Source organism: uncultured Algibacter sp. (assembly GCF_963976535.1).
Taxonomy (GTDB): domain Bacteria; phylum Bacteroidota; class Bacteroidia; order Flavobacteriales; family Flavobacteriaceae; genus Algibacter_B.
This window is the reverse complement of sequence record NZ_CAXBLF010000002.1, coordinates 1-22,750: the sequence shown is the minus strand read 5'-3', so window position 1 is coordinate 22,750 and position 22,750 is coordinate 1. Positions and strand designations below refer to the sequence as shown.

The following is a 22,750-nucleotide window of genomic DNA, read 5'->3' as shown; positions in this document are numbered from 1 at the left end:
AGTTTGAGTAAAATGCCTCGCAATTTTCGTGAGGCATTTTTTTATTTGGGCGTTACCACTCCCGATAGCTATCGGGACGGGAGGTCGGGCTTTCCGTTACAATCTTTTTAAATGTCAATGCGAGGCGTAAGCGAGGTTGCTATCTGTTTATTAATTACTCTAAAACCTAATATAGTTCTAGTTAATTTTAAAAAGGATTTCCTCTACAATCCCTACGCAGGTGTTTGCTAGCTTCTATTTTTAATTTAAAGATGTTTTGTTTTTGGAGGTTCGCTTATGATTAGTTGCGTAAAAGTACGCGATTCCTTTTCTGCAATACAATATAGTGAATTGTAGGAAAAGACACCTCGCTTAGCCAGCAGTAGCAATTAATTATACTGTTGGGCGTTCGTACTTTTATTCGGTTGGCATTGGTTCGTTACTACTCCACATACCATAAATACTCATCCATTTGCCTTCTTCATTACGTTTTAAGAGCTCAATAAACTTAATGGTTTCTTCAATTATTGTGCCATCAGGACCTTTCATTTTTATTAAAAACGTTCCAGTTTCATAACCTAAATTACCATCACTTGATGCATCAGTAGTTGTTGAAGAACCCTCAACATAACCAGCATCTAGAAAGCCTTGCATATAGGCTTCGATATTTGCCCGTCCTGTAACCATAGGTTCATTGGGTGGTAAAATAGATGCATTCTCATCATATAAACTTGCTGCTGTATGAGCATCGCGTGCATTCATAGCTTTTGCAAAATCTCGGTTCATTTGTCCGAGTTCTTCAAAAGTGGCAGATTTGTGTATGTCTTCTTTTTCAGGATTTTTATTCTCTTGTTTACAACTCAATGTGGTTGATAAAACAGCAGTAATAAATAGAAGTGTAAAAAAATTAGTTGTAGTTTTCATTTTTATCAGATTATTATTAGTGCCTACTCTAGTTGGTTTTCGGCTTTCCCCATTTTAACATTACAAAGATTGTAGAAATACCTGATCTAAAAATCTCGTTTATACAACTCATTTGTATTTTGTGCACCTCATTAGTATCATAATACACCTTAATGGTCTCATTGTTAAAATTGTATAAACTTTAGCTCGATATAATGATGGCTATTTTATGATAAAGATGGACGAATGGGAAGATTATTTTAAATATTCAGAAGGAGATTTTCCGAAGCGCTTTTTATATTTTTCTGAAAAATATTGTACTTTTTTTATTCCAATGGCATGAGAAGTAGCTTTAACACTACTCACATTTTTAGTCTCAAGCAAATTTCTTGCAAAATTGTATCTAATTTCCTTTATATATTGCAAAGGGGTCATACCCGTTAGCGCTTGTACACGACGAAAAAATTGAGCACGGCTTATAAACAATTCATCTGCTAGTGCATCGACAGACAAATTGAAATTACTAATATTTGATTTTACTTTTTCTTCTAATTTGGCAAGCCATTCCTGATCGGGAATACAGAGCGTTGATTTATCGGATGGATGTGTTTCACTTGATATGCTATTAATAGCCTCCTGCTTTTTAGGGGTTGTATTTTTACGCTTTTTAACATTATTCAATAAGTTTTTAATGCGCGCAAACAATTCCGCTTCTTCAAAGGGTTTTGTTAAATAATCATCAACGCCAATACGCAATGCAGTTAGTCGATCTTCAATTTCTACTCTTGCGGTAAGCATTACGACAGGTATCATCCATAAGTTTTCATTCGCTTTAAGGGTTTCTAATAATTTGAAGCCATCCATTACAGGCATCATTACATCAGAAATAATTAAATTTGGCATATCCTTTTTTTCTTCCGAGATTTGATCTAAAATTATAAGTGCTTCCTGCCCGTTTTCGGCAGTTAGTACATGAAAATCTTCTGATAAAATAAATTGTAAATAAGAACGCAAACTATAATTATCTTCAACCACTAAAATAGTGGGCTTATTCATAATCACATCATGCTGTAGTTGTGGGTGAATGTTGAGTTTGTCAACTGATATTTTGTTTGTGACAATAGGGGCATTATCCATACTATCATCTGTATAGCCTATAACTTCTTTTTTAGGTAAAGTCAAGGTAAAAGTGGCGCCCTTACCTAATGTACTATTTACAGATAATGCTCCGTGCAATACCACTGCCAATTCTTTTGCCAAAGACAAACCAATACCTGTACCGCCTTCCATTGGTGATTCCAGTTGGTTAGTTTGGTAAAACCTGTCAAAAAGATGGGGTAAATCATCTGGATGGATGCCTTTTCCAGTGTCTGTTACTTCTATTAGCCAGTCGTAAATTTTGTCTTTTATTGTTACGGTGATAGTTCCGTCAATGGGAGTGAATTTTAAGGCGTTGGATATTAAATTATTGAATATTCGTTCGACTTTCAATTTGTCCAACATTAAGCCATGCGGCATATTTTTGGCAAACTCAAATATTAAATTGATATTTTTTTGTTTGGCATAAGATTCAAAAGTTGAAATGAGCCGTCGCATTAGTTGGTAGACGTTGGTTGGTTCTTCCTTGACCTTCATTTTACCAGATTCTAATTTTGTTAAGTCGAGTATTTCACTAACGAGTCCTAATAATTGATTGGCTTGTTCTTTAGCAAGTGAAATCAAGGCTTTATTTTTATCATCAAGTATTTGACTGTTCAATGCCGTGCTTAGAGGAGAAAGAATCAACGTAAGTGGTGTTCGTAATTCGTGTGAAACATTAGCAAAAAACCGTGTTTTAGCAGCATCTAATTGAAGCAAAGCCCTTGTTTGCTCTTCGATAATCAGGTTTTTTGATTGCAACTCTTTTAAGGAATTCTTCAAAGCAACATTAGCCTGTTCCAAAATTGTTGCCTGTTGCTCCAATTCATTGGTTCGTTGTTTTACCGCATTTTGAAGTTGCTGGTTTTCAGCGGCAATTTTTTCAATGGATACATTTTGACCTTCAGATGTTCCACTATCTGAAAATGAGCTGTGTTGATGAATAAATTTCCACCCAAGCTTCTTTTTTTGGAGGAGCGTAGTGGCTCTGAATTTATTATAAAACAGCCATTTTTCATCTACAAGTGCATACGCATCGCATAATTCATAAACTATAAAAGTATCATTTAGTAACTCAATAGAAGTATTCCTGTTTCGCATTTCAAACTTGCCAGCTACCTGGTGAATCGTTTCATAAAGAAATTGAAGGGCTTCATTTTTATTAAAAAAAACCTCACGCTCTGCACTTCCTATTTGTGTGTACTCTTCAGACAGCAAATCAGCCATTACTGAAATATCTCCTTTTAAATAGCTGAACCAATATAGATCGTGTAGTTTTAGTATTTCTAATTTCAATGCCTCCGCTTGATTCATTTTAGAAGTTTTATTTCTTTCTCCAGCTAGCACTCTGTCAGTTTCTGTCAGAGCCATCTACTCGATTAGCGGCTGCGTTAATCTTCAATTCCAAGTTGTCGGTTGTACTCCTCAGTTGGGAAATGTCCTTGAGAATTTAAAATTCGACCATTTTCGCCCAATTGCCAAAGCTCAAACCCACTTACTTTGACTTTTTTACCCGTTCCTCCAGGGCCAGAATTTGTGGCAGTTAGTGTCCAATGAAATTCAGTTCCATTGGTCTTGTTTACAAGGCTATCAAAACTGACAACCATATCTGGAAGGTCGAGCATGAAGCCTTTAGCAATTTTAGCAATCTGCTCTCTTCCTAATGCAGGCTTGTTTTCGTTTACCTGTAGTGCCCCGTTTTCTTCAAAGAACAAAGCGACAAACTCGGGTCGCACACCGCTCCAGACCTGCGCATAACTTCTGGCGAACGATTCTAGATTGAATATTTTTTCGTCTTCGGGTAATGAGGTTGAGGTAAACGAGAGATTAAGAAACCTCCATGAATCCTTCTCCTTAATCAGGGTGAAATAGTCTACGTTATTCCTTCGTGGAATCCCGAAACTGTGCAAAATGGCATCGGCTTTTGCAAATGCAAGTTGTCCTTTATTGATTTTAATATCCCATGCTCTTACAGGTTCGTAATAGGGTTTTAGTGTGTTCTGTTTGGCTTTTTCAAAATATTCTGCAATGGTTTTTGTAGAATTTTGCCACTCTCCTTCATCGAGTCTGCTTATTCCAATGTTCGCTTTATCTAATATCATTTCATCCATGGCATCGAGATCATAATTTCCTCCTACCACCAGAAAATGCTCAACAGTGGCTTTGACATCCTCCTGATCTTGAGTCCATTGAGGTTCTTTTGCGATTGTTTCAGTTTTCTCTTCTAGTTCCACTTGTTTCTTTGAATTTCCGTCACAAGCAATTGCGAGGATAATCAAGCTGGATGCGATGACTGATGTTCTTATACCGATTGCTCTTTTCATCTTGAGGGTGTTGGATTTTACAATTGATTACCACTAATGTTCTTTACGGATATGAAATCGTTTTAATACTGAAACAAGTTCAGCACATGTGTTTTATATCCGACGTTACCTGCCTGCCGGCAGGCAAGAACGAAGGTAGCAGAATTTTTTTAGAAAGTCAAGTGCTATATTAAATCGATATTAAAATTTGTAGCAGAGTAATACCAATTAGTTTAAGTGATAATTGTTATAGAACAATAGATGTATAAAAAACCTCAATTTACAAATTGCAAACTGAGGTTTTTAAATAATTAAATATATAATCTACTTATGCAGAGTTTCTACTCGCATTAATATTACCAAATAAAGAACGCGTTACAATTTTTTCGAAAATCTTTTTTTCTTCATCATCAACAGCAACGCCTGCTTTTTCTAATTCTTGAATCTTTTTAAGCGCATATTGTTGTATGGTTAGTAATGGTAAAACTATAGATTCTCTAACTTCAATTGATGCTTTTCCAGAAGGTTCATTCTCCATTAATTCTTTATAGCCTGTTAGTTTAAGCAGTAATCTTTTAGTAGTAAGATATTCGGTATAAATTATATTCCAAAATTCACCAAACTCCTCATCCTCAGACATGTACTTTGTTAAATCAAAAAAGGATTTGGTTAAAGACATCATACTATTCTCTAACAGGGTTTTAAAGAATTTAGAATTATTGTAAAGTTGTTCTACTTTATCAAATTCATCTTTGTCTTCATATTCCTTTAAAGCAGTACCTACACCGTAAAATCCGGGAACATTTTGTTTTAATTGACTCCAAGACCCAACAAAAGGAATGGCTCTTAGATCTGAAAACACTAAGCCTTCAGAATTACCTCGCTTTGAAGGTCTGCTGCCTATATTGGTTTTAGCATAGTATTTTAAAGTACTTATACGCTCTAAATACGGAATGAACATAGGGTGGCTTTTAAAGTCCTTGTATGTTTGGTAGCTTGTTTCAGCTAAATCATTCATTACAGCTCTGTCGTCATCAGCCAATTTATTGCGCGCTCCAGAAATTCTATTATCAATACCAGAGCTTATTAATTGTTCTAAGTTATATTGAGAGGAATCTAAAGTTCCAAAATTAGAACTAATAGTTTGCCCTTGTATAGTCAACTGTACTTCTTTGTCTTCAATAGTTGGGCCTAATGAAGAATAAAATTGATGTGTTTTTCCACCACCACGAGCTGGAGGTCCACCACGGCCATCAAAAAATATGGCGGTAATACCGTATTTTCTAGACATTTCAGTAAGCAATTCTTTGGCTTTATAAATACCCCAGTTTGCCATTAAATACCCACCATCTTTAGTGCCGTCAGAAAAACCAAGCATAATAGTTTGTTTGCTTCCTCTAGCTCTTAAATGCGCTATATATACTGGGTTAGTATATAGCTGTTCCATAACGCCTGGAGCATTTTCTAAATCAGGAATAGTTTCAAATAGAGGCGCTACATCAACCGTAAGTTCATCTTTAAAAGTAACTATTTTAAGCATTGCAAAAAGCTGCATAACATTTAAAGCGGTTTGGTTGTTGCTTATAATGTATCTGTTTGCGCCTCGTTCACCATTACTTTTTTGGATATCTTTAATAACAGAAATAGTTTTTAAAGTGTTATAAACCATTTCATCTTCAAATACATCTAAATCTGGAATATCGTCATTTGCTTTCGATAAAATTTCAATTTGTTCGCTTTCGGATAAATCATTATAATTATCTGGGAATGAAGAATTACCCTTTGCAATTAAATAATCTATTACGGTTGAAAAAACAGAATGATGAATTCTACTATCTTGTCTAATATCTAGGGTTGCAAAATTATAACCAAAGAGGTGTACTCTATTAATTAGGTTGTTTATTTCGTTCTCGTAAAGCGACTGGTGTTGTTCAACAACAAGGTTTCTTATGCTTAATAATTCTAAAATAAGTTCTTTAGCAGTAATTGCCTTTTTAGTATTTAAATTGATACTGTAATTATATAGTATCGTTTCTAGTTTTATAATGCGTTTTTCAACACCTCTAAAAGTAAGCTTTCTTCTTAAGTTTTTGAGATCTGCATAATATTTTTTGAGTATAGCTTTCTTAAGTTTCTTAGCAACTTTTAAAGTTGTGTCTGGCTTTACAAAAGGGTTTCCATCTCTATCGCCACCTGGCCAAAATCCAATATTTATAATTTCATTATGTTTCCGTCCATCAGAATAGATGTTTGTTTGTATGTAGTTGTATATTTCTCCGAACGACTGGTAAAACACATTTTCTAAGTACCAAATTAAGCTTTTTGCTTCATCATAAGGTGTTGGTTTTTTGTGTTTAAAGAAAGGCGTTTTTCCTAACTGCCCAAATAAATTATGAATTTCAGATAAGTTGTTTTCTTTAATGGCTGCAGTTAAATCTGTAATAATCGCCAAAACAGAACCTGGATAAAATTGTGTTGGATGCGCTGTTAAAACAATACGAACTTTAAATTCTTCTAGATAATTTTGTAATTCATCTAAAGTATTATTAGCAATTGCAGCACCTTTAAGATTTCTTAAAGTACCAATGCCGTCCATATTATTTACCACAGGGAATGCCGCATCTTCAATAGCATCAAACAACACCACTTGTCTTTCAATATATTGGATAAATCTGAAAAGCAGGTTTATTTGACTTTGTTTATCTCTTCGTGCTTGATATTTTTTAAAAAATGCCTCAACAATGGTAGAAGGGTCGTCACCTTTTTCAAATCCTTTTTTACAAGTTTCATGAAATAAAGGGAGTAAAACCCCGGTTTTATTTACAGAATCAAATGGTAAAGTCATGAATATACTGTTGTATATTTGATATTTTGACAAAACATTTTGATTAAATCGAGTTATTTTTGGCTCTACAGACATCGTATCGTACTATTGAAAATTAACCATAAAAATAGTGAAGCTTATATTAAGGAACGTTGTCATTTTCAAGTTTTATCAATATTAACTGTTTGATGAATTCTAATTAAGAATAATTAAAAAAATTAGCATTTATCCCTGTATCTTCCTAATTAATTCATTGCTAAAAAAAAATATTTTTATTTTTCATTATCGGGATTCATTAATTTAGAGTATGATATTTATCATATTCTATACTTGTTGGTCTTGGTATCTTTGCAAGTTAATACCATTCACAAATTAAATGGTGTAAAATAATAAGTATGAAAAAAGCACATTCGTTTCACATTCCAGTAATGGGTATTGGTTTTACAATTGATACACCTTTGAAAGTGGCACAGTACGGTATGGATTCTGTGATTTCTTTAGTTGATGATATTCTCCTAGAGAAATTAAGAAAAATGTATAGTGAAAAATTTGAAGTTCCTTACAATGAAATCACAGATAAGATAGATGATTTTAGAGCAAAAAGAATTACATCTTATTTAAATTTAATAAGTGATTTGGCTGATAAAAAATTTGAATCTTTAAAGCATATGACTTCCGAAAAAAGCGATGAGCTTTTCGCTTACATTAATATGCTTCCTAGTAATTCTAAAATAAAGGCTGAATTTAAAAAATTAACATCAACAGATTTTAATTTTTCTGATGTTAAAAAATGGGCCGTCAATAATTTAACTATGGGTAATATTGATGTCAATATTATGACCAAAGTTGATAAAGATAATTATAAGAAGGATGAAAAACTACCTGTAGAATATAATGATGCGCACGCTGCTTTAAGAGGTTTTGCTAATAGTAAATTAAATTCTTCAGTCGTGCTCTCCGCAGGAATGAATCCAAGGTTGTACGCTTATATGTCTCAATTTGATGATTTTTTTCCAGATGAAAACGGCACTTTTAAAAAACGTATTATTTTAAAGGTAAGTGATTATAGATCGGCATTAATTCAAGGTAAATTTTTAGCTAAAAAAGGCTTGTGGGTTTCAGAATATAGAATTGAGTCTGGACTTAATTGTGGCGGACATGCATTTGCTACAGATGGATATCTTTTAGGACCTGTTTTAGCAGAATTTAAAGAAAAACGTATCGAATTAAAAGATACTATTCAAGATGTATTAAACCAAGAGCTTTTAAACCAAAACCGTACTATTCCAACTGATGGATTGTCCATTGAAATTACGGCTCAAGGAGGTGTAGGTACGGAAGAAGAACATACTTTTTTATTAGATCATTACAATTTAGATTCTGTAGGTTGGGGGAGCCCTTTTTTGTTAGTTCCAGAAGCTACAACAGTTGATGAAAACACCTTAAAAAAATTGGCAGCGGCAAAAGAAGATGATTTATATTTAAGTGATATCTCCCCTTTAGGCGTGCCATTTAATAATCTTAGAGATAATACAAAAGATGCTGAAAAGAAGACTTTAATTGATAAAGGCAGACCAGGAAGTTCTTGCCCAAAAAAGTTTGTAGCATTAAATAAGGAGTTTAAAGAAACAGGTATTTGCACAGCTTCTAGAGAATATCAATTTTTGAAAATCAAGCAATTAGAAAGTCAAGAGCTTTCGCCTGAGGTTTACAAAAAGGAATACAATAATATTATTGTAAAATCTTGTACCTGTGTAGGTCTTGGCACTTCTGCTTTGTTAGCTTATGGCTTAGATACTAAAGTTGAAGGTAAAGGTGTTTCCATTTGCCCAGGACCAAATATGGCTTATTATTCTAAAGTTATGAGTCTTGCAAATATTACAGATCATATTTACGGAAGAGCAAATATGGTGTCAAGGACAGACCGCCCAAATCTGTTTGTTAAAGAATTGCATATTTATATTGACTTCTTAAAAAATAAATTGGAAGATGCTAAAATTTCTATGAACAAGAAAGAAGAGAAGTATTTACAAACGTTCACTAATAATATGAAAGCAGGTGTTTCTTATTACCAAAGTCTATTTAATGGCGTTAAGGATACCTTTGAAGATATTCAAATAGCTGTTTTAAATGAATTGGAACGAAGTGAAGGGGTCTTGAGTCAAATTCATATGGACATACAGAAATTAACTATCAAAGCCTAAATACTGATTTTGAGTAATGGTTTTTTTATTACATTAAAAAAATAAATTAACTTTCATAAATAGTGAAAATATTGCTGAAACTCAGACCTGTCTGGTTTTCTTGATATTATTAAACTGTTGATAATTAAGAGGAGAATATTTATGTTTCAATTTTTGTCATGTACTTTAGAACGATTTTAGTAATTGTCGAAGCATTTTTTTGACAATAGTTTAATAATTTTACAAAAAGAATAATAGGTCTTTAATTTATGGATTTTTTTAGATGATTCTCATTTTATTAAAAATTTTAATCAAGATATTTGCATAATAATTGGTTAAATTGTACCAAGTATGTTTTTGTAATTATTCTGAAGATTTTAAAATGGATTTAGTAAAAGAGATACAACGTCTTAAAAAAGAAAAGAATGCGGTTATTTTGGCGCATTATTATCAAGTGCCAGAAATACAAGATATTGCTGATTATGTTGGTGATAGTTTAGGCTTATCGCAAAAAGCAGCTGAAACCGATGCTGATATGATTGTATTTGCTGGAGTGCATTTTATGGCAGAAACTGCAAAAATTTTAAGTCCTAATAAAACGGTAGTGTTACCAGATTTAAAAGCAGGATGTTCATTGGCAGATTCTTGTCCGCCAGATGCTTTTGAGAAATTCACAAAAGCACATCCAAACCATGTGGTGATTACTTATGTAAACTGTTCGGCAGAAATTAAAGCCTTAAGCGACATTGTTTGTACATCATCAAATGCATTAAAAATCGTAAATTCTATTCCAAAAGAAACCCCAATTATTTTTGCTCCAGATAAAAATCTTGGAAGGTATATAATAAATGAAACAGGCAGAGATATGTTACTTTGGGATGGTAGTTGTATTGTACATGAAGCTTTTTCTATGGATAAACTTATAGAACTTCATAAAAAATATCCAGATTATAAAATTATAGCGCACCCAGAATCAGAAACCCATATTTTAGATACAGCAACTTATATTGGGTCTACTTCAGGCATGATAAATTATGTAAAAGAACATCAAGACCAAAAATTTATTGTAGCAACTGAAGCGGGTATTTTGCACAAAATGCAGCAAGAAATACCTACCACAGAATTGATTCCTGCACCCGCAAAAGAGGATAACACTTGTGCGTGCAGTGAGTGTCATTTTATGAAAATGAATACGCTTCAAAAACTATACGATTGTATGCTTAATGAGTCTCCTCAAATAGAAGTGGATTCAGATATAATTGAAAAGGCTTTATTGCCCATAGAACGCATGTTAGAGTTATCTAAATAAAATGAATACTGATTATTTAGTAATAGGTTCAGGTATTGCAGGCTTAACTTTTTCAGTTAAAATTGCTGAAAAATTTCCCAATAAAAATATTGTTATTGTCACTAAAGCAAGTGAAGACGAGTCTAATACCAAATATGCCCAAGGTGGAGTTGCCATTGTTTCAAACAAAGAAGAAGACTCCTTTAAAAAACATATAAAAGATACTTTAATAGCTGGAGACGGGCTTTGTAAAGAAGATGTTGTTGAAATGGTTGTTAAAGAAGGTCCTGAACGCTTAGAAGAATTACTGCTTTGGGGAGCTAATTTTGATATTAATGACACTGGTAAATTTGACTTAGGAAAAGAAGGCGGGCACTCAGAATATCGTATTGTTCATCATAAAGATATAACGGGTCACGAAATTGAAAGGGCATTATTAACTAAAGCCCATCAATTGCCAAATATTTCAATTTTACCACATCATTTTGCAATTGATTTAGTAACAAATCATCATATAAAAGATTATGATTCTAAAAAGCTAACATGTTTTGGAGCTTATGTTTTAGATCAAAAATCAGGTAATATTTTCACTATTAAGGCTAATAGTACGTTATTGGCTTCAGGAGGTATTGGTTGTGTTTATGGGCACACAACAAACCCTGTAATTGCGACAGGTGATGGAATAGCTATGGCTTATAGAGCGAAAGCACGGATTAAGGATATGGAATTTGTGCAATTTCACCCAACAGCTTTATATGAAGCTAAAGGCGAATCTTCTTTTTTAATTTCTGAAGCAGTTAGAGGTTTTGGCGCTTATCTTAGAAATAAGAAAGGGTACCGATTCATGCCTGATTATGATGAACGTGCTGAACTTGCATCAAGAGATATTGTATCGCAAAGTATTGATAGCGAATTAAAAAAATCAGGTGAACCTCATGTGTATTTAGATTGCACGCATTTAGATATGGATGCTTTTATCAATCATTTTCCAAACATTTATAAGGAATGTTTGGAGCACCACATTGATATTAAAACAGATTGGATTCCTGTGGTTCCAGCATCACATTATTTATGTGGTGGTATAGAAGTGGATAAAAAAGGAAAGACCACTATTAATAATTTATTTGCATGCGGAGAATGTTCTAGAACTGGGTTGCATGGTGCAAATAGGTTGGCTTCAAATTCTTTATTGGAAGCTTTAGTGTACGCACATAATATTTATAAATATTATTCTGAAAAACAGCTCGAATTTGAACATGTTGATATTCCAGATTGGAATGATGAAGGAACTACCATCACAAAAGAACATATTCTAATACAACATAATTTAAAACAATTACAAGCTTTAATGCGAGATTATGTTGGTATTGTAAGAAGCAATAAGCGTTTAAAACGAGCTATTAAACATTTAGATTTAATATATGAGGAAGTTGAAGATTTGTACCGAGAATATAAAATAACCACGTCGCTTTGTGAATTACGTAATATGATTAATGTGGCTCACTTAATAATTAGACAATCATTAGATAGGTCTGAAAACAAAGGCGGTTACTATAATATTGATAATGTAAAACATTAAACGAGACCCTTAAAAAGAATCTCGTTTAAAAATGTTTTGGGCAAAAAAAGGTTCTATTTGCCAAGCATCAATAATTCGCCACATACAACTTCTGTAATATAGCGCTTGTTGCCATCTTTATCATCATAGCTTCTTGAAGTTAACTTGCCCTCAATAGCAACCTCTTTGCCTTTAGTAACATATTTTTCGATAATTTGAGCTGTTTTCCCCCATGCTATTACATTATGCCATTGCGTGTCTGTGATTTTTTCACCTTTATTATTGGTGTAGCTTTCATTGGTTGCAATGTTAAATTTAGCAAGTGTTTTCCCTGATTCTAGATTGATGATTTCTGGATCGTTTCCTAAGTTACCAATCAACTGTACTTTGTTTCTAAGTGTGTTCATAATTTTAAATTTAATGTTTAACAGTTAATACTATCGAGTTCTTATGTTTCGACATTGCAAAGATGTGACTGCCTCCAAATTTTATTCGGTTATTACTTGTTTAAATTCGTTTGTAAATGTTTGTAGTCGTTTGTAAACGAATATTATTCATGTATAAAGGGGACTTATATACAAGTTTACACTAGAAAGTAAAGTTTAGTTTCGCACCTAGAAATTGTGCTGTTTTTGAAGTATGTAAGTTATCCAATCCATCTATCGACCACCGCTAATTCAGTAGCATCCAAGATTAAGCTTCTTGCTGACAATTAAGTCAAATTAGGTTCTTACTTTTCAATGAGCGTGACAAAGTTGACTATTAATTCTAACTAACATTAATAGTTACTTTTTGTTTTTATGATCTTTACGTTTTTTAATACTACTTAAACTTAAACCAGAAGAACGTTCTTCTTTAGGGTCATAGTTCAGTCCTTGTTTTAGTTTTTGGTTGAAGTCTGATAAAGGTTCTTGAATTTCAATTTTTTTTTCTTTTGGTAGTTCCCCTTTTTTTACTCCTTCTATCATTTTATCAAAATCAGATTTGAACTCTTTATCTTGAATAGGTCTAAACTTCTCATATTCTTTTTCGGCAAATTTCTTTGCTACATTTGCTCTAATCTTACCCGCGTCTTTTAAAATATCATATTCATTAAATATAAGAAAAGCATCTAGTCTATCAATCCAATCTTTCATTTCCATTAACCTGCCTTTACCTGCTTGGTTTTCAGCATAATCAAGATACATAGTAACAATTCTATTCAATTCAGATATTTCTTCTTGCGATAAATAATTTTTTGCAACTCCAACATCTGACTTTTGTATTTTACCTCCTTTTTTTTCGTTTTTCCAACTCGTTAAACCCATGTGAGGTTTTTTAGAACTTGCTCTTAATTTTATAATTTCGGATGCGGTGTGTTTAGTGATTGCGAACTCTAGCTTATTTTGCACCGTTGCGAAAAAAGTTTGAGTTATCGGGGCTTTAGAGTTATAATCAATAGCAGTTGCATATATATCTGTTATTTTTTGATAAAAACGTCTTTCAGAAGCCCGTATTTCTCTTATACGTTCAATTAATTCATCAAAGTAATCTTTGTCAAATAAATTTTTTCCTTGTTTTAATCTGTCGTCATCTAAAGCGAATCCTTTAACTAAATATTCTTTTAAAATATTTGTTGCCCAGATTCTAAATTGTGTAGCTTCAAACGAATTAACTCTATAACCAATAGATATAATAGCGTCTAAATTAAAGTAAGTTGTACTTTGCTGAATTGTATTGTTGCCTAGTTTTCTCGTGTGCAAGATTTCTTTGCACACGGAACTTTTAGCAAGTTCACCATCTAGAAAAATATTGTTAATATGATAATTGATATTCTGCCTTGAAGTGTTAAAAACCTCTGCAATACCTTTTTCATTCATCCAAACTGTTTCTTCATCTAGGATTACTTGAACATTTACATTTCCGCTTTCCGAAGCGTAAAATAAAAAGTTCGATACGTTTTCCATTTCACTCATTTAATCAATTCTTTATAAGTTATTCTATTCTCTATATTATTCAAAAGTAAATTAAATCTATCATTTTCACTAGATTTTCTAGTATTGTATCTAAACACAAATTCATCAACATAAAACTGTAAATGTTTTTTAGATGTGAAATGATAAATTCCATAAATGCCACGTTTTAACAACGCCCAAAAACTCTCTATTGAGTTCGTAGAAACTCTACCCCTTACGTATTCACCTCTGCTATGCGCTACTGCTTTATGGTCGTAAACTCTATCTAAAATGTTATAGGCTTTTAATTCATCTGAATATATTGTTGAACCAAAGCTAATATTATTCATTATTGGAGGTATTAAACTCTTTTGAGTAGTGTCTTTTACGTGTTTCGCTCTTACATCTCCATTGCGTTCTACCATTCCTAAAACGGCAGATTTCTTGTAATGCTCTTTTACTTCTTCGGTTTGGTCTTTTCTAATTCTCGCAGGTCTGTTAGCCCTTTTTCCACCTACATAGGTTTCGTCAATTTCAACTTCACCGCTTAATTGGTCGTCATTATCTAAGCCGAAACAGTTTCTAATACGTTGTAACATGAACCAAGCAGATTTTTGAGTTATTCCCAAATCACGACCTAATTGTAAAGATGAAATTCCTTTTTTATGTGAAGTAACTAACCAAATAGCCATAAACCACTTTTGTAATTCCATTTTAGTATTATCAAAAATAGTATTGGTTTTAACATTGAAGTATTTTCCTGTGTTTTTACATTTATATTTATTTCCTTTACAGTTATAAACTTTAGAAGTAGTATCAAAAGGACTTACAACGTTACCATTCCAACGCAATAACTCTAAATGGTCTATGCAAGACTGTTCTGTTGGGAACGCGTTAATTAAGTCTATTATTGATTTTACTTCTTTGTTAAACATCGTATTGGTGTTTTGTTATAACAAATATAGTAGTTATTTACACAATAAACAAGTATTTGGTGTAATAAAGTTCTAATTATTAATTTATTAAATCCCTTATGAAAAAAGCATTACTTCTTTTACTCTTTATTATTCCTTCTTTAGCCGTTTCACAATCTTTAGGCAAAGAAAGGATTAATAAATTAAATAATACGGTTGTTAAAATTACAATTGATTCACTCCCAAACAGCGGAACTGGTTTTGTGGTTTCTAAAAGTGGAATTATAGTGACCTGTGAACATTTAATAAGGCGCGGATACTATTACAATAAAGAAACAAATTTGGTTGATTCAACAAGAAGTATTAAAGCTCATTTCAGTAACGGCAAAGTGATTGATATGCTTATAGTTGATGCTTTTATGAAAAACGAAATAGAAAGAATAACAGGTATAGTATATGATTACATTCTTTTAAAGCCAAAAGAAAACACCAATAAAGACTACGACTATTTGAAAATTGGAAAATGGAAAGAAATAAATGTAGGGGATGAGGTTTATACTGCTGGTTTTCCTCTTATAGAAAAGGCAATAGTAGTATCTAAAGGGATATTATCTTCTAAATTAGATGACATTAATAAATTAAGAAAAACCGATGGTAAATATTATAATATTAGATATAATACATCATGGGCTGATATTTCGTCAGGTAAAGGAAACTCGGGCGCACCTTTAATTAGATTAGGCGATAACTATGATGATGATATTGTTGTAGGTATAGTATTTAGAAATATGAACCCTTTTGTTGATAATTTACAAAAACATATTGATGTAAATAAAGATTTAAACAAAAAAGATACAACAATTGACCCTACTACAAATAAGACTATTTCATTCATTTTAGAAACACTTGCTTATAACTACTATGGTTTTGCAGGGGCTAATCCTGCTGAAAATATTTTAACAGCTTTACAATTGTTGAATCAATAACTACTTCATCAGAAGGCAACCATATTTTTATAGCATCCTCTATATTATATATAGGGTATCCGTTTTTGTCTTTTTCTTGAATTACTTTTTTATGTTGAATTTCGTTTTGTGTGTTCCTATAAGAAGAACACCCTATTAATAAACTCCATATTGCTAATCCTAACAAAAAAATAGACTTAATTTTATTCAAAATATCAGTGTAAAGTGATATATAGTTCCCGTATAAAGAGGCCGTAAATTACTTTATAAAGTATCATGAAATAAACACCTCTATTGATAGAAAATGTGCTACTTTTGCCGGCTCTTAAAATTTAGATAAAAAATTAGGATAATGAAAAACAATAGAATAGTAATAGAAAGTAAAGTTGGAATTAAAACAAAAGCATTTAGCAATTCAAGTGCAATCACTTGGAATTTAAAAAGACGATTTAAATAATTTTTAGTTTCATATTTAGAATTTTAAGCGGGCTAGTCCCGCTTTTTTTTTGCTTTTTTGCTTCACAAAACTGAGTCATATTCTATATTCATGTTTAATATGTCGTACACTTTATATAAAAAATGTTATACCGTGTTTAAAAGCACGACTTCTTTAATTATGAACTCGTTTAAACTTTTTGGATTTAAGCGAAAATTAAACATTTTAGCAATCATTTGAAGGCTTTTTAGAGTTGCATAGCATCGTTACGGAACGAGAAAAAGACAAAAATGAGTGCAAAAGGACAATTTTTTAGCAAATTGAAAAAGTTTAAACGAGTTCTATAACTGAATTAGTTTTTTTCTTAAATTTATAAATATTAATTAGGCTCTATTATGCAAATGCAGCAATTAAAAGAAAAGCTAAAAAGTATAACGAAGACTATTGTTGTACCAATTAATGAATTACGAAAAAGGTTGATGACTTTAGAAATTCTATTATCAATTTTAATAGGTTTTACTCCTGCAATTTTAATTTGGCTAGATGGCTCAATTCGGATTAGTATTAGTAATTATGCATACTCCAGTAAAAGTGAGTGGTTTGTGTTTTTAATGACACTTGCAGCGTCTATGTTTATTTACAATGGTACCGCTTGGAAAACAAAATGGTACAATATTATTTTAGGTATTACTTTAGCGGGTATTGTGCTAACCCCTCATTTACAATTTGAAACCATACATTTAATTTTTGCTATAATCTTTTTTGCAGGTAGTGTGTTTGTAATGATATATTTTAGTTCAAAAAAACAACGTTTATTTAAAATAATTGCAGGCGTATTTTTGTTGGTTGGAATAGCAGGCTATTATGTTTTTAATTGGTATTCTTTATTTTGGGCAGAATGGATAGGTATGCTACCTATTTGTGTGCATTTTATAGGTGAATCAATAGGTAAAATTGATTGATTTAATATGACATTCAACATAGAAACAGAACGATTAATTTTAAGAGAATTTAGAGAATCAGATTTAGATGGTATGTTTGAGTTAGACTCCGACCCTGAAGTTCACAGATATTTAGGAAACAAACCTGTTAAAACAAAAGAAGAATCTCAAAGAATAATTGCTAGTGCTTTAAAACAATATAAAGAAAGAGGAATTGGACGTTGGGCGGTAATTGAAAAATCTTCAGGTGAATTTGTCGGCTGGTCAGGGTTAAAATTAAACACAGAGTATAACATGAATGGTTTTACCAGATATTATGATGTTGGTTACCGACTAATAAAACGGTATTGGGGCAAAGGTTTTGCTACTGAATCTGGAAAAGCAGCAGTAAATTATGCATTTAATGTTTTAAAATTACCAGAGCTTTATGCAACTACTGAAATTGGAAATCAAGCGTCCCACAATGCGCTTTTAAAAATTGGATTACACTATGTTGAAGATTTTTATTTTGAAGAAGAAAAACTAAAACTACGTTGGTATAAAATTGAAAGCCCATAATGGGCATTTATAAATTAAATAGAAATACCAAATATTTAAATACTAAATAAATGCAAAAAGAATGTTTAGAATGTGGCGACAAAATTGTTGGTAGAATCGATAAAAAATTCTGTAGTGATGGTTGCAGAAATGCCTACAACAATAAAGTGAACAAGGATAGTAAAAACTTAATCCGAAACACCAACAATAGACTTCGTAAAAACTATAGAATTTTAGAAAGATTAAATCCGGATAAAAAAACAAGAACTTCAAGAGCAAAACTTATTGAGGCTGGTTTCGATTTTAATTATTTTACAAGTATTTACACAACCAAAGTAGGAACCATTTATTATTTTGTTTACGATCAAGGGTATTTACCTTTAGAGGGCGATTATTATGCACTTGTAAAACGTGAAAGCTAAAGTTTTATGGAAGACATTCTATTATTTTTTAAAGAAAACTCAAATTTTGCTATTCCAATTTTAATGTTTTCAGCAGTAGCCATAATTGGTGGTATAGCTTACTACTATAGCAATAAAAAAATCATGCTCCGCGAGTTTAAAAAAAGCAGAAAAAAACCAATTAATAGAATTCAAGAAAATGAGTATGCCAAAATTATTGGAAAAGCAAAACATGTAAACGAACCTTTGGAGGCGCCGCTTAGTGGTCGAAAATGCGTGTATTATCATGTCATTGTTGAGGTAAAAGGCGATAAAAGCTGGAGACGAATTATTAATGATGAAAAGCATCAGGACTTTTTTATTGAAAGTAATTCTGAAATGGCTATTATAAAAATGTCGTCGCTTCAAAAATCAATGAAACGTTTTTACTTGGTGAAAGATTATAAAGAAAAATCAGGATTTAGAAATGACGCTCCAGAAAAATTAGAAGGGTATTTAAAATACCACAACAAAAAGAGCACGGGATTATTAGGAATAAATAAAACTATAAGATATACCGAAGGCATTATTGAATTAAACGAAGCTATTGCTGTTAAAGGAATAGCACAATGGAAAATATTGAAAGAACCCATTGAGGGTTATTCCTATTCAAAAATACTAACCGTAATAGGTACAAAAAAAGAAAAGCTTCTGGTTACAGATGAACCGAAAGCTATGTTACGAGTGGAGGAAAAACTTTAACCTAAAAACGCTCCAATCCTTGGGTGGGGATTCCTGTTCACCTCTCCCTTGGAGAGGTCAGAATTATATTTTTTTTGGCAGTCCTAGGTGAGGTAAAATACAATCCCGAAAGCTTTCGGGACGGTTTTTGTCTTTAAGCCCAGAATGAAACTGGAAAAAGATACTTGTATATACCCCGGGAATAGTCAGTTTCAAGAGTTTTTTTATTTCCAATTTTGTCCTTTTAACTGCATAGCGGCTTTAAGCACATCTTTTTGGCTTATTTGCCCTACCAATTTGCCATTTTCAACAATAGGAAATCTTCGGCGTTTAGCCTCTAGAAACTTTGTAGCGGCATCAAAAATATTCATATTACCATCAATGGTTTCAACATTACTCACCATGTGCTTTTCAATAGTTTGATCTTGCATTGGCATGTTGTAGTATCTACTTTCACTTATTTGTTTTATACAATCACCTTCAGAAATAATTCCGATAAGCTCATTTTTCTCATTAACAACTGGTCCACCAGAAATTCTGTTTTTAATCAAAGATTGCATCACAACTTCAATGGATTGGTCACGTGTAAATGTTATCAAATCAGTGGTCATGTAATCACTCACCGTTAGCGACGTTGTATCAGCAGTTCCCGACTGCTGCCTTCTTGCTCCTTGAAAACTCTTTATTCCCATAATAATATTTAGTTTTTTAGTAATCTTAAATATACTCATTTTTTTTCAGAATTCCTAAAAAAGCATAGTATAAAACTGCAAAAAGGGAAGGGTTTTATTTTTACAAAACCAGATAAAAGCTAATTTGCTAAACAATTATTATAAATAATTAGCATTCTTTAAGAGTTTAAATGTTTATTTTTTTTAGTTTTAGCCACTGAAATTAAATTAGATTAAAATGAAAAAATTATTTGGAGTGGTTTTATTGACAATTAGTTTTATGGCGAGTGCACAAACTAACTCAGAATTATTAAAACATTACGAGGCTTATTACATGCAAATGAAAACTCAAGGTGATACACACGGTATTATTAATGCCATGACACATTTAAATGTATTGTCGCCATCGCAAGCAAGAAAAGATACCTTAGCTTATATATATATGAGCGAAAATCAATATATGCAAGCGCTTAATACCATTGGTATAAAACAGAATGCTTCAGATTCTGATATTGCAGTAGAGATTAAAGCGGTGTCTTTAAAAGCCGTTAAACAAGGAGAATTAGCTATCGGGCATTTTGAAGAACTATTTAAAAGAGAGCAAAACCCATTAGTGGCTTATGAGTTGGCAGAACTTTATATACAAACTAAAAAACTTGCTGAAGCAGATAAACATATTGCTTTTGGTTTAGCAAATTCTAAACCAGATATGAAAAAGGCATACTATGAAACACAAACACCTTATGAAGTGCCTCTAAATGCAGCGTTTATGTATTTAAATGCGATATCTACTTATAGTAAAGACAAAAAAGTGAATATTGATGCTGCTGTTGATATTTTAGATGCAGCTTTAAAAGAAGCGCCTAATTTTAATTTAATTAATATTTCTAAAAACGAATTATTAAGACAGAAGCAAGCGTTACAACAAGCAACTCAACCGAAAAATTAATTGGGTAAATAGTTTTAAACAAAAAAGAGGCTGTCTGAAAAGTCAATTTTGGAGTAAATTGTCACATTGAGCGCAGTCGAAATGCATTGAAAATCAAGATTAGAATGTTTTCGACTTACTTCGTAAGCTACCTTCGTTCAAAATATATTTTGACCTCGTTAATGCTCAAGCTGACAACTGGAAAAACTTTTCAGACAGCTACTTTTTTATTTTGCTGTTATTTTACGGATTATGGTTTTTCAATAGACCGATTGTCAAACTCTATTTTTTTGTTCATTTGAAAACTTAGGGTGTAGAAGGATACAAAAAACTCTTTTATAGTCTCCAGTAGTTCCTCTTTAGTGGTTGTAGATAAGTTTGCTAAACTTTCGAGTTTTAAAATCTTAGTTTCTAAAACTAAGATTCTGGCATTTATTGAAGATGAATTAAGAGATTCAGGAACATTTTGCTTAAGTTCTTTTAATACTAACTTAATGGCCTTTTCGTTATCATTAAAAAAAGTTAAATCACCCTTTTTAATATTGGCAACTACATCTTCAATTTGCGTATATTCGGCCCAGTCTTGAATTACAGCTTCAGTTGTTGTGTCCAAGGCGTATTCAATATATTTAAGTTTAGCAATATCTTGTTCCGATATTTCTTGACTTTTATTTTGTTCAATTTGGTCTTCTGTTGAATGGTCTTGACTTTTTTTACAAGCTGAAAATAAAACTAGAAAACTTAAAATCACTAGGGTTTTAATACGCATTGTGCTTCATTTAAAATGATACGTTACAAATATATGGTGTAATACCAAATGAACGTCAAAAGAACTGATTAAATTCGTTTCTATTTCCCTTATATTTCAATATAAAATAGAACCTTAACGAGGGCTATGCTTATATTTTCTATTTTATTTAAAGAAAATATAATTCAAATTTATTATCAATCATTTTGAATTTCATTTGGTATAGTATTTTTTAATCGACTAAATAAAAATCAAAATGAGAATATTTCATTTTAAAAATACATTATTATCAATAAAATCTTATTATTTTTGAATTATCTTTATAATAAAGCAATTTAATGAGCTCAAAAATATTAATCATTGGCGCTTGCGGGCAAATTGGTTCAGAATTAACATATAAGCTTCGAAGCCTATATGGTAATGAGAATGTAGTTGCAAGCGATATTAGTTATAACAATTTAGATATTGTTAATACAGGCATTTTTGAGATTGTAGATGCTCAAGACTATGTTAGTGTGAAAACTTGCGTTGAAAAGCACCAAATAGATACTGTTTATTTAATGGCGGCCATGTTAAGTGCAACCGGCGAAAAGTTCCCAATGAAAGCTTGGGATTTAAACATGACATCTTTATTTAATGTATTGAATTTAGCACGAGATAAATTTATAAAAAAAGTATTTTGGCCATCAAGTATTGCAGTTTACGGGTCTACAACACCAACAGAATATACGCCACAATATACGATCATGGAACCTTCAACCGTTTATGGTATTACTAAACAAGTGGGCGAGCGATGGTGCGAGTATTATCATAATAAATACAATGTAGATGTTCGAAGTATTCGTTACCCAGGTATTATAAGTTGGAAAACACCACCAGGTGGTGGTACCACTGATTATGCAGTTGAAATATATCACGAAGCTGTTAAGACAAAATCTTATGAGTGCTTTTTAATAGAAAATACCGAACTCCCAATGATGTTTATGGACGATGCCATAAAAGCCACCGTAGATATTATGACAGCTAAGGCTAAAAACGTAAAAATCAGGTCGTCTTATAATTTAGCGGCTATAAGTTTCACACCTCAAGAAGTGGCGGCATCTATAAAAAAGCATATCCCAGAGTTTAAGATCACTTACAAACCAGATTTCAGACAAGATATTGCCAATACTTGGCCAAAAAGTATTAACGATTCTTATGCGAGAGCAGACTGGAAATGGAAGCATACGTTTTCATTAGAAGATATTACTGAAGAAATGCTTTTTCAGCTAGGTAAAAAATATAATACTATTTCAAAAGCGTCTCAATAATTGTATATTTGGACTCCCTAAATCTTAATTATTATGCTTGAAAATTTTTGGTTTAATGTAGAGTATGGTA

The 22,750-nt window shown here is 32.0% G+C and carries 19 protein-coding genes; 10 read left to right on the top strand and 9 right to left on the bottom strand.

Annotation, left to right across the window (positions count from 1 at the left end):
- Positions 1–396: 396 nt before the first annotated feature.
- The 4 genes from AAC024_RS01005 to AAC024_RS00990 form a co-directional block, all read right to left on the bottom strand.
- Positions 397–903, bottom strand: coding sequence for a DUF4440 domain-containing protein (locus AAC024_RS01005; RefSeq protein ID WP_339893280.1), 507 nt, complete (start codon positions 901–903; stop codon positions 397–399).
- A gap of 234 nt (positions 904–1,137) precedes the next feature.
- Positions 1,138–3,333 carry an ATP-binding protein gene (locus AAC024_RS01000; protein WP_339893279.1) on the bottom strand — a complete coding sequence of 732 codons (2,196 nt, stop codon included), beginning with the start codon at positions 3,331–3,333 and terminating at the stop codon, positions 1,138–1,140.
- Between the two features lie 77 nt (positions 3,334–3,410).
- Positions 3,411–4,343, bottom strand: coding sequence for an ester cyclase (locus tag AAC024_RS00995; protein WP_339893278.1), 933 nt, complete (start codon positions 4,341–4,343; stop codon positions 3,411–3,413).
- 307 nt (positions 4,344–4,650) lie between these two features.
- Positions 4,651–7,242, bottom strand: coding sequence for a phosphoenolpyruvate carboxylase (locus tag AAC024_RS00990; protein WP_339893276.1), 2,592 nt, complete (start codon positions 7,240–7,242; stop codon positions 4,651–4,653).
- Positions 7,243–7,541: 299 nt separating this feature from the next.
- Here AAC024_RS00990 and AAC024_RS00985 point away from each other — a divergent pair, with 299 nt between their 5' ends.
- The 3 genes from AAC024_RS00985 (at position 7,542) to nadB (ending at position 12,196) form a co-directional block, all read left to right on the top strand.
- Positions 7,542–9,350, top strand: a complete 1,809-nt coding sequence (locus AAC024_RS00985; RefSeq protein ID WP_339893275.1) for a hypothetical protein — start codon at positions 7,542–7,544, stop codon at positions 9,348–9,350.
- Positions 9,351–9,711: 361 nt separating this feature from the next.
- Entirely contained in the window at positions 9,712–10,638 is a 927-nt protein-coding gene (gene nadA, locus AAC024_RS00980; RefSeq protein ID WP_339893273.1) for a quinolinate synthase NadA, read from the top strand.
- Between the two features lies 1 nt (position 10,639).
- The gene (gene nadB / locus AAC024_RS00975) at positions 10,640–12,196 is read left to right on the top strand and encodes an L-aspartate oxidase (protein WP_339893272.1); all 1,557 of its coding nucleotides are present in this window, start codon (positions 10,640–10,642) and stop codon (positions 12,194–12,196) included.
- Positions 12,197–12,249: 53 nt separating this feature from the next.
- On the opposite strand, the gene ssb is transcribed toward nadB, so the two are convergent.
- The 3 genes from ssb to AAC024_RS00960 all read right to left on the bottom strand — a co-directional run bounded on the left by ssb (position 12,250) and on the right by AAC024_RS00960 (position 15,044).
- Positions 12,250–12,582, bottom strand: coding sequence for a single-stranded DNA-binding protein (gene ssb / locus AAC024_RS00970; RefSeq protein ID WP_339893270.1), 333 nt, complete (start codon positions 12,580–12,582; stop codon positions 12,250–12,252).
- A gap of 378 nt (positions 12,583–12,960) precedes the next feature.
- Positions 12,961–14,121: a virulence RhuM family protein gene (locus tag AAC024_RS00965; protein ID WP_339893268.1), complete on the bottom strand. Its 1,161-nt coding sequence runs from the start codon at positions 14,119–14,121 to the stop codon at positions 12,961–12,963.
- Positions 14,122–14,126: 5 nt separating this feature from the next.
- Entirely contained in the window at positions 14,127–15,044 is a 918-nt protein-coding gene (locus AAC024_RS00960; protein ID WP_339893267.1) for an IS1595 family transposase, read from the bottom strand.
- A gap of 98 nt (positions 15,045–15,142) precedes the next feature.
- Between AAC024_RS00960 and AAC024_RS00955 the strand changes: the two genes are divergently transcribed.
- The 5 genes from AAC024_RS00955 to AAC024_RS00935 all read left to right on the top strand — a co-directional run bounded on the left by AAC024_RS00955 (position 15,143) and on the right by AAC024_RS00935 (position 19,044).
- Complete coding sequence (locus AAC024_RS00955) at positions 15,143–16,009, top strand: serine protease (protein ID WP_339893266.1); 867 nt, start codon at positions 15,143–15,145, stop codon at positions 16,007–16,009.
- Positions 16,010–16,819: 810 nt separating this feature from the next.
- Positions 16,820–17,386, top strand: coding sequence for a hypothetical protein (locus AAC024_RS00950; protein WP_339893264.1), 567 nt, complete (start codon positions 16,820–16,822; stop codon positions 17,384–17,386).
- 6 nt (positions 17,387–17,392) lie between these two features.
- The gene (locus AAC024_RS00945; RefSeq protein ID WP_339893263.1) at positions 17,393–17,923 is read left to right on the top strand and encodes a GNAT family N-acetyltransferase; all 531 of its coding nucleotides are present in this window, start codon (positions 17,393–17,395) and stop codon (positions 17,921–17,923) included.
- Between the two features lie 50 nt (positions 17,924–17,973).
- Positions 17,974–18,324 (top strand): hypothetical protein, encoded by a 351-nt coding sequence (locus tag AAC024_RS00940; protein ID WP_339893261.1) that lies wholly within the window; start codon positions 17,974–17,976, stop codon positions 18,322–18,324.
- A 6-nt stretch (positions 18,325–18,330) separates the two neighbouring features.
- Complete coding sequence (locus AAC024_RS00935) at positions 18,331–19,044, top strand: hypothetical protein (protein ID WP_339893260.1); 714 nt, start codon at positions 18,331–18,333, stop codon at positions 19,042–19,044.
- A gap of 203 nt (positions 19,045–19,247) precedes the next feature.
- Here AAC024_RS00935 and AAC024_RS00930 read toward each other — a convergent pair whose 3' ends face one another.
- Positions 19,248–19,715 carry a CBS domain-containing protein gene (locus AAC024_RS00930; RefSeq protein WP_339893445.1) on the bottom strand — a complete coding sequence of 156 codons (468 nt, stop codon included), beginning with the start codon at positions 19,713–19,715 and terminating at the stop codon, positions 19,248–19,250.
- Positions 19,716–19,932: 217 nt separating this feature from the next.
- Between AAC024_RS00930 and AAC024_RS00925 the strand changes: the two genes are divergently transcribed.
- Complete coding sequence (locus AAC024_RS00925; protein ID WP_339893259.1) at positions 19,933–20,643, top strand: hypothetical protein; 711 nt, start codon at positions 19,933–19,935, stop codon at positions 20,641–20,643.
- A 229-nt stretch (positions 20,644–20,872) separates the two neighbouring features.
- Here AAC024_RS00925 and AAC024_RS00920 read toward each other — a convergent pair whose 3' ends face one another.
- Positions 20,873–21,391 (bottom strand): hypothetical protein, encoded by a 519-nt coding sequence (locus tag AAC024_RS00920; protein ID WP_339893257.1) that lies wholly within the window; start codon positions 21,389–21,391, stop codon positions 20,873–20,875.
- A gap of 317 nt (positions 21,392–21,708) precedes the next feature.
- Between AAC024_RS00920 and AAC024_RS00915 the strand changes: the two genes are divergently transcribed.
- Complete coding sequence (locus AAC024_RS00915; RefSeq protein ID WP_339893256.1) at positions 21,709–22,680, top strand: NAD-dependent epimerase/dehydratase family protein; 972 nt, start codon at positions 21,709–21,711, stop codon at positions 22,678–22,680.
- Positions 22,681–22,750 lie beyond the last annotated feature (70 nt).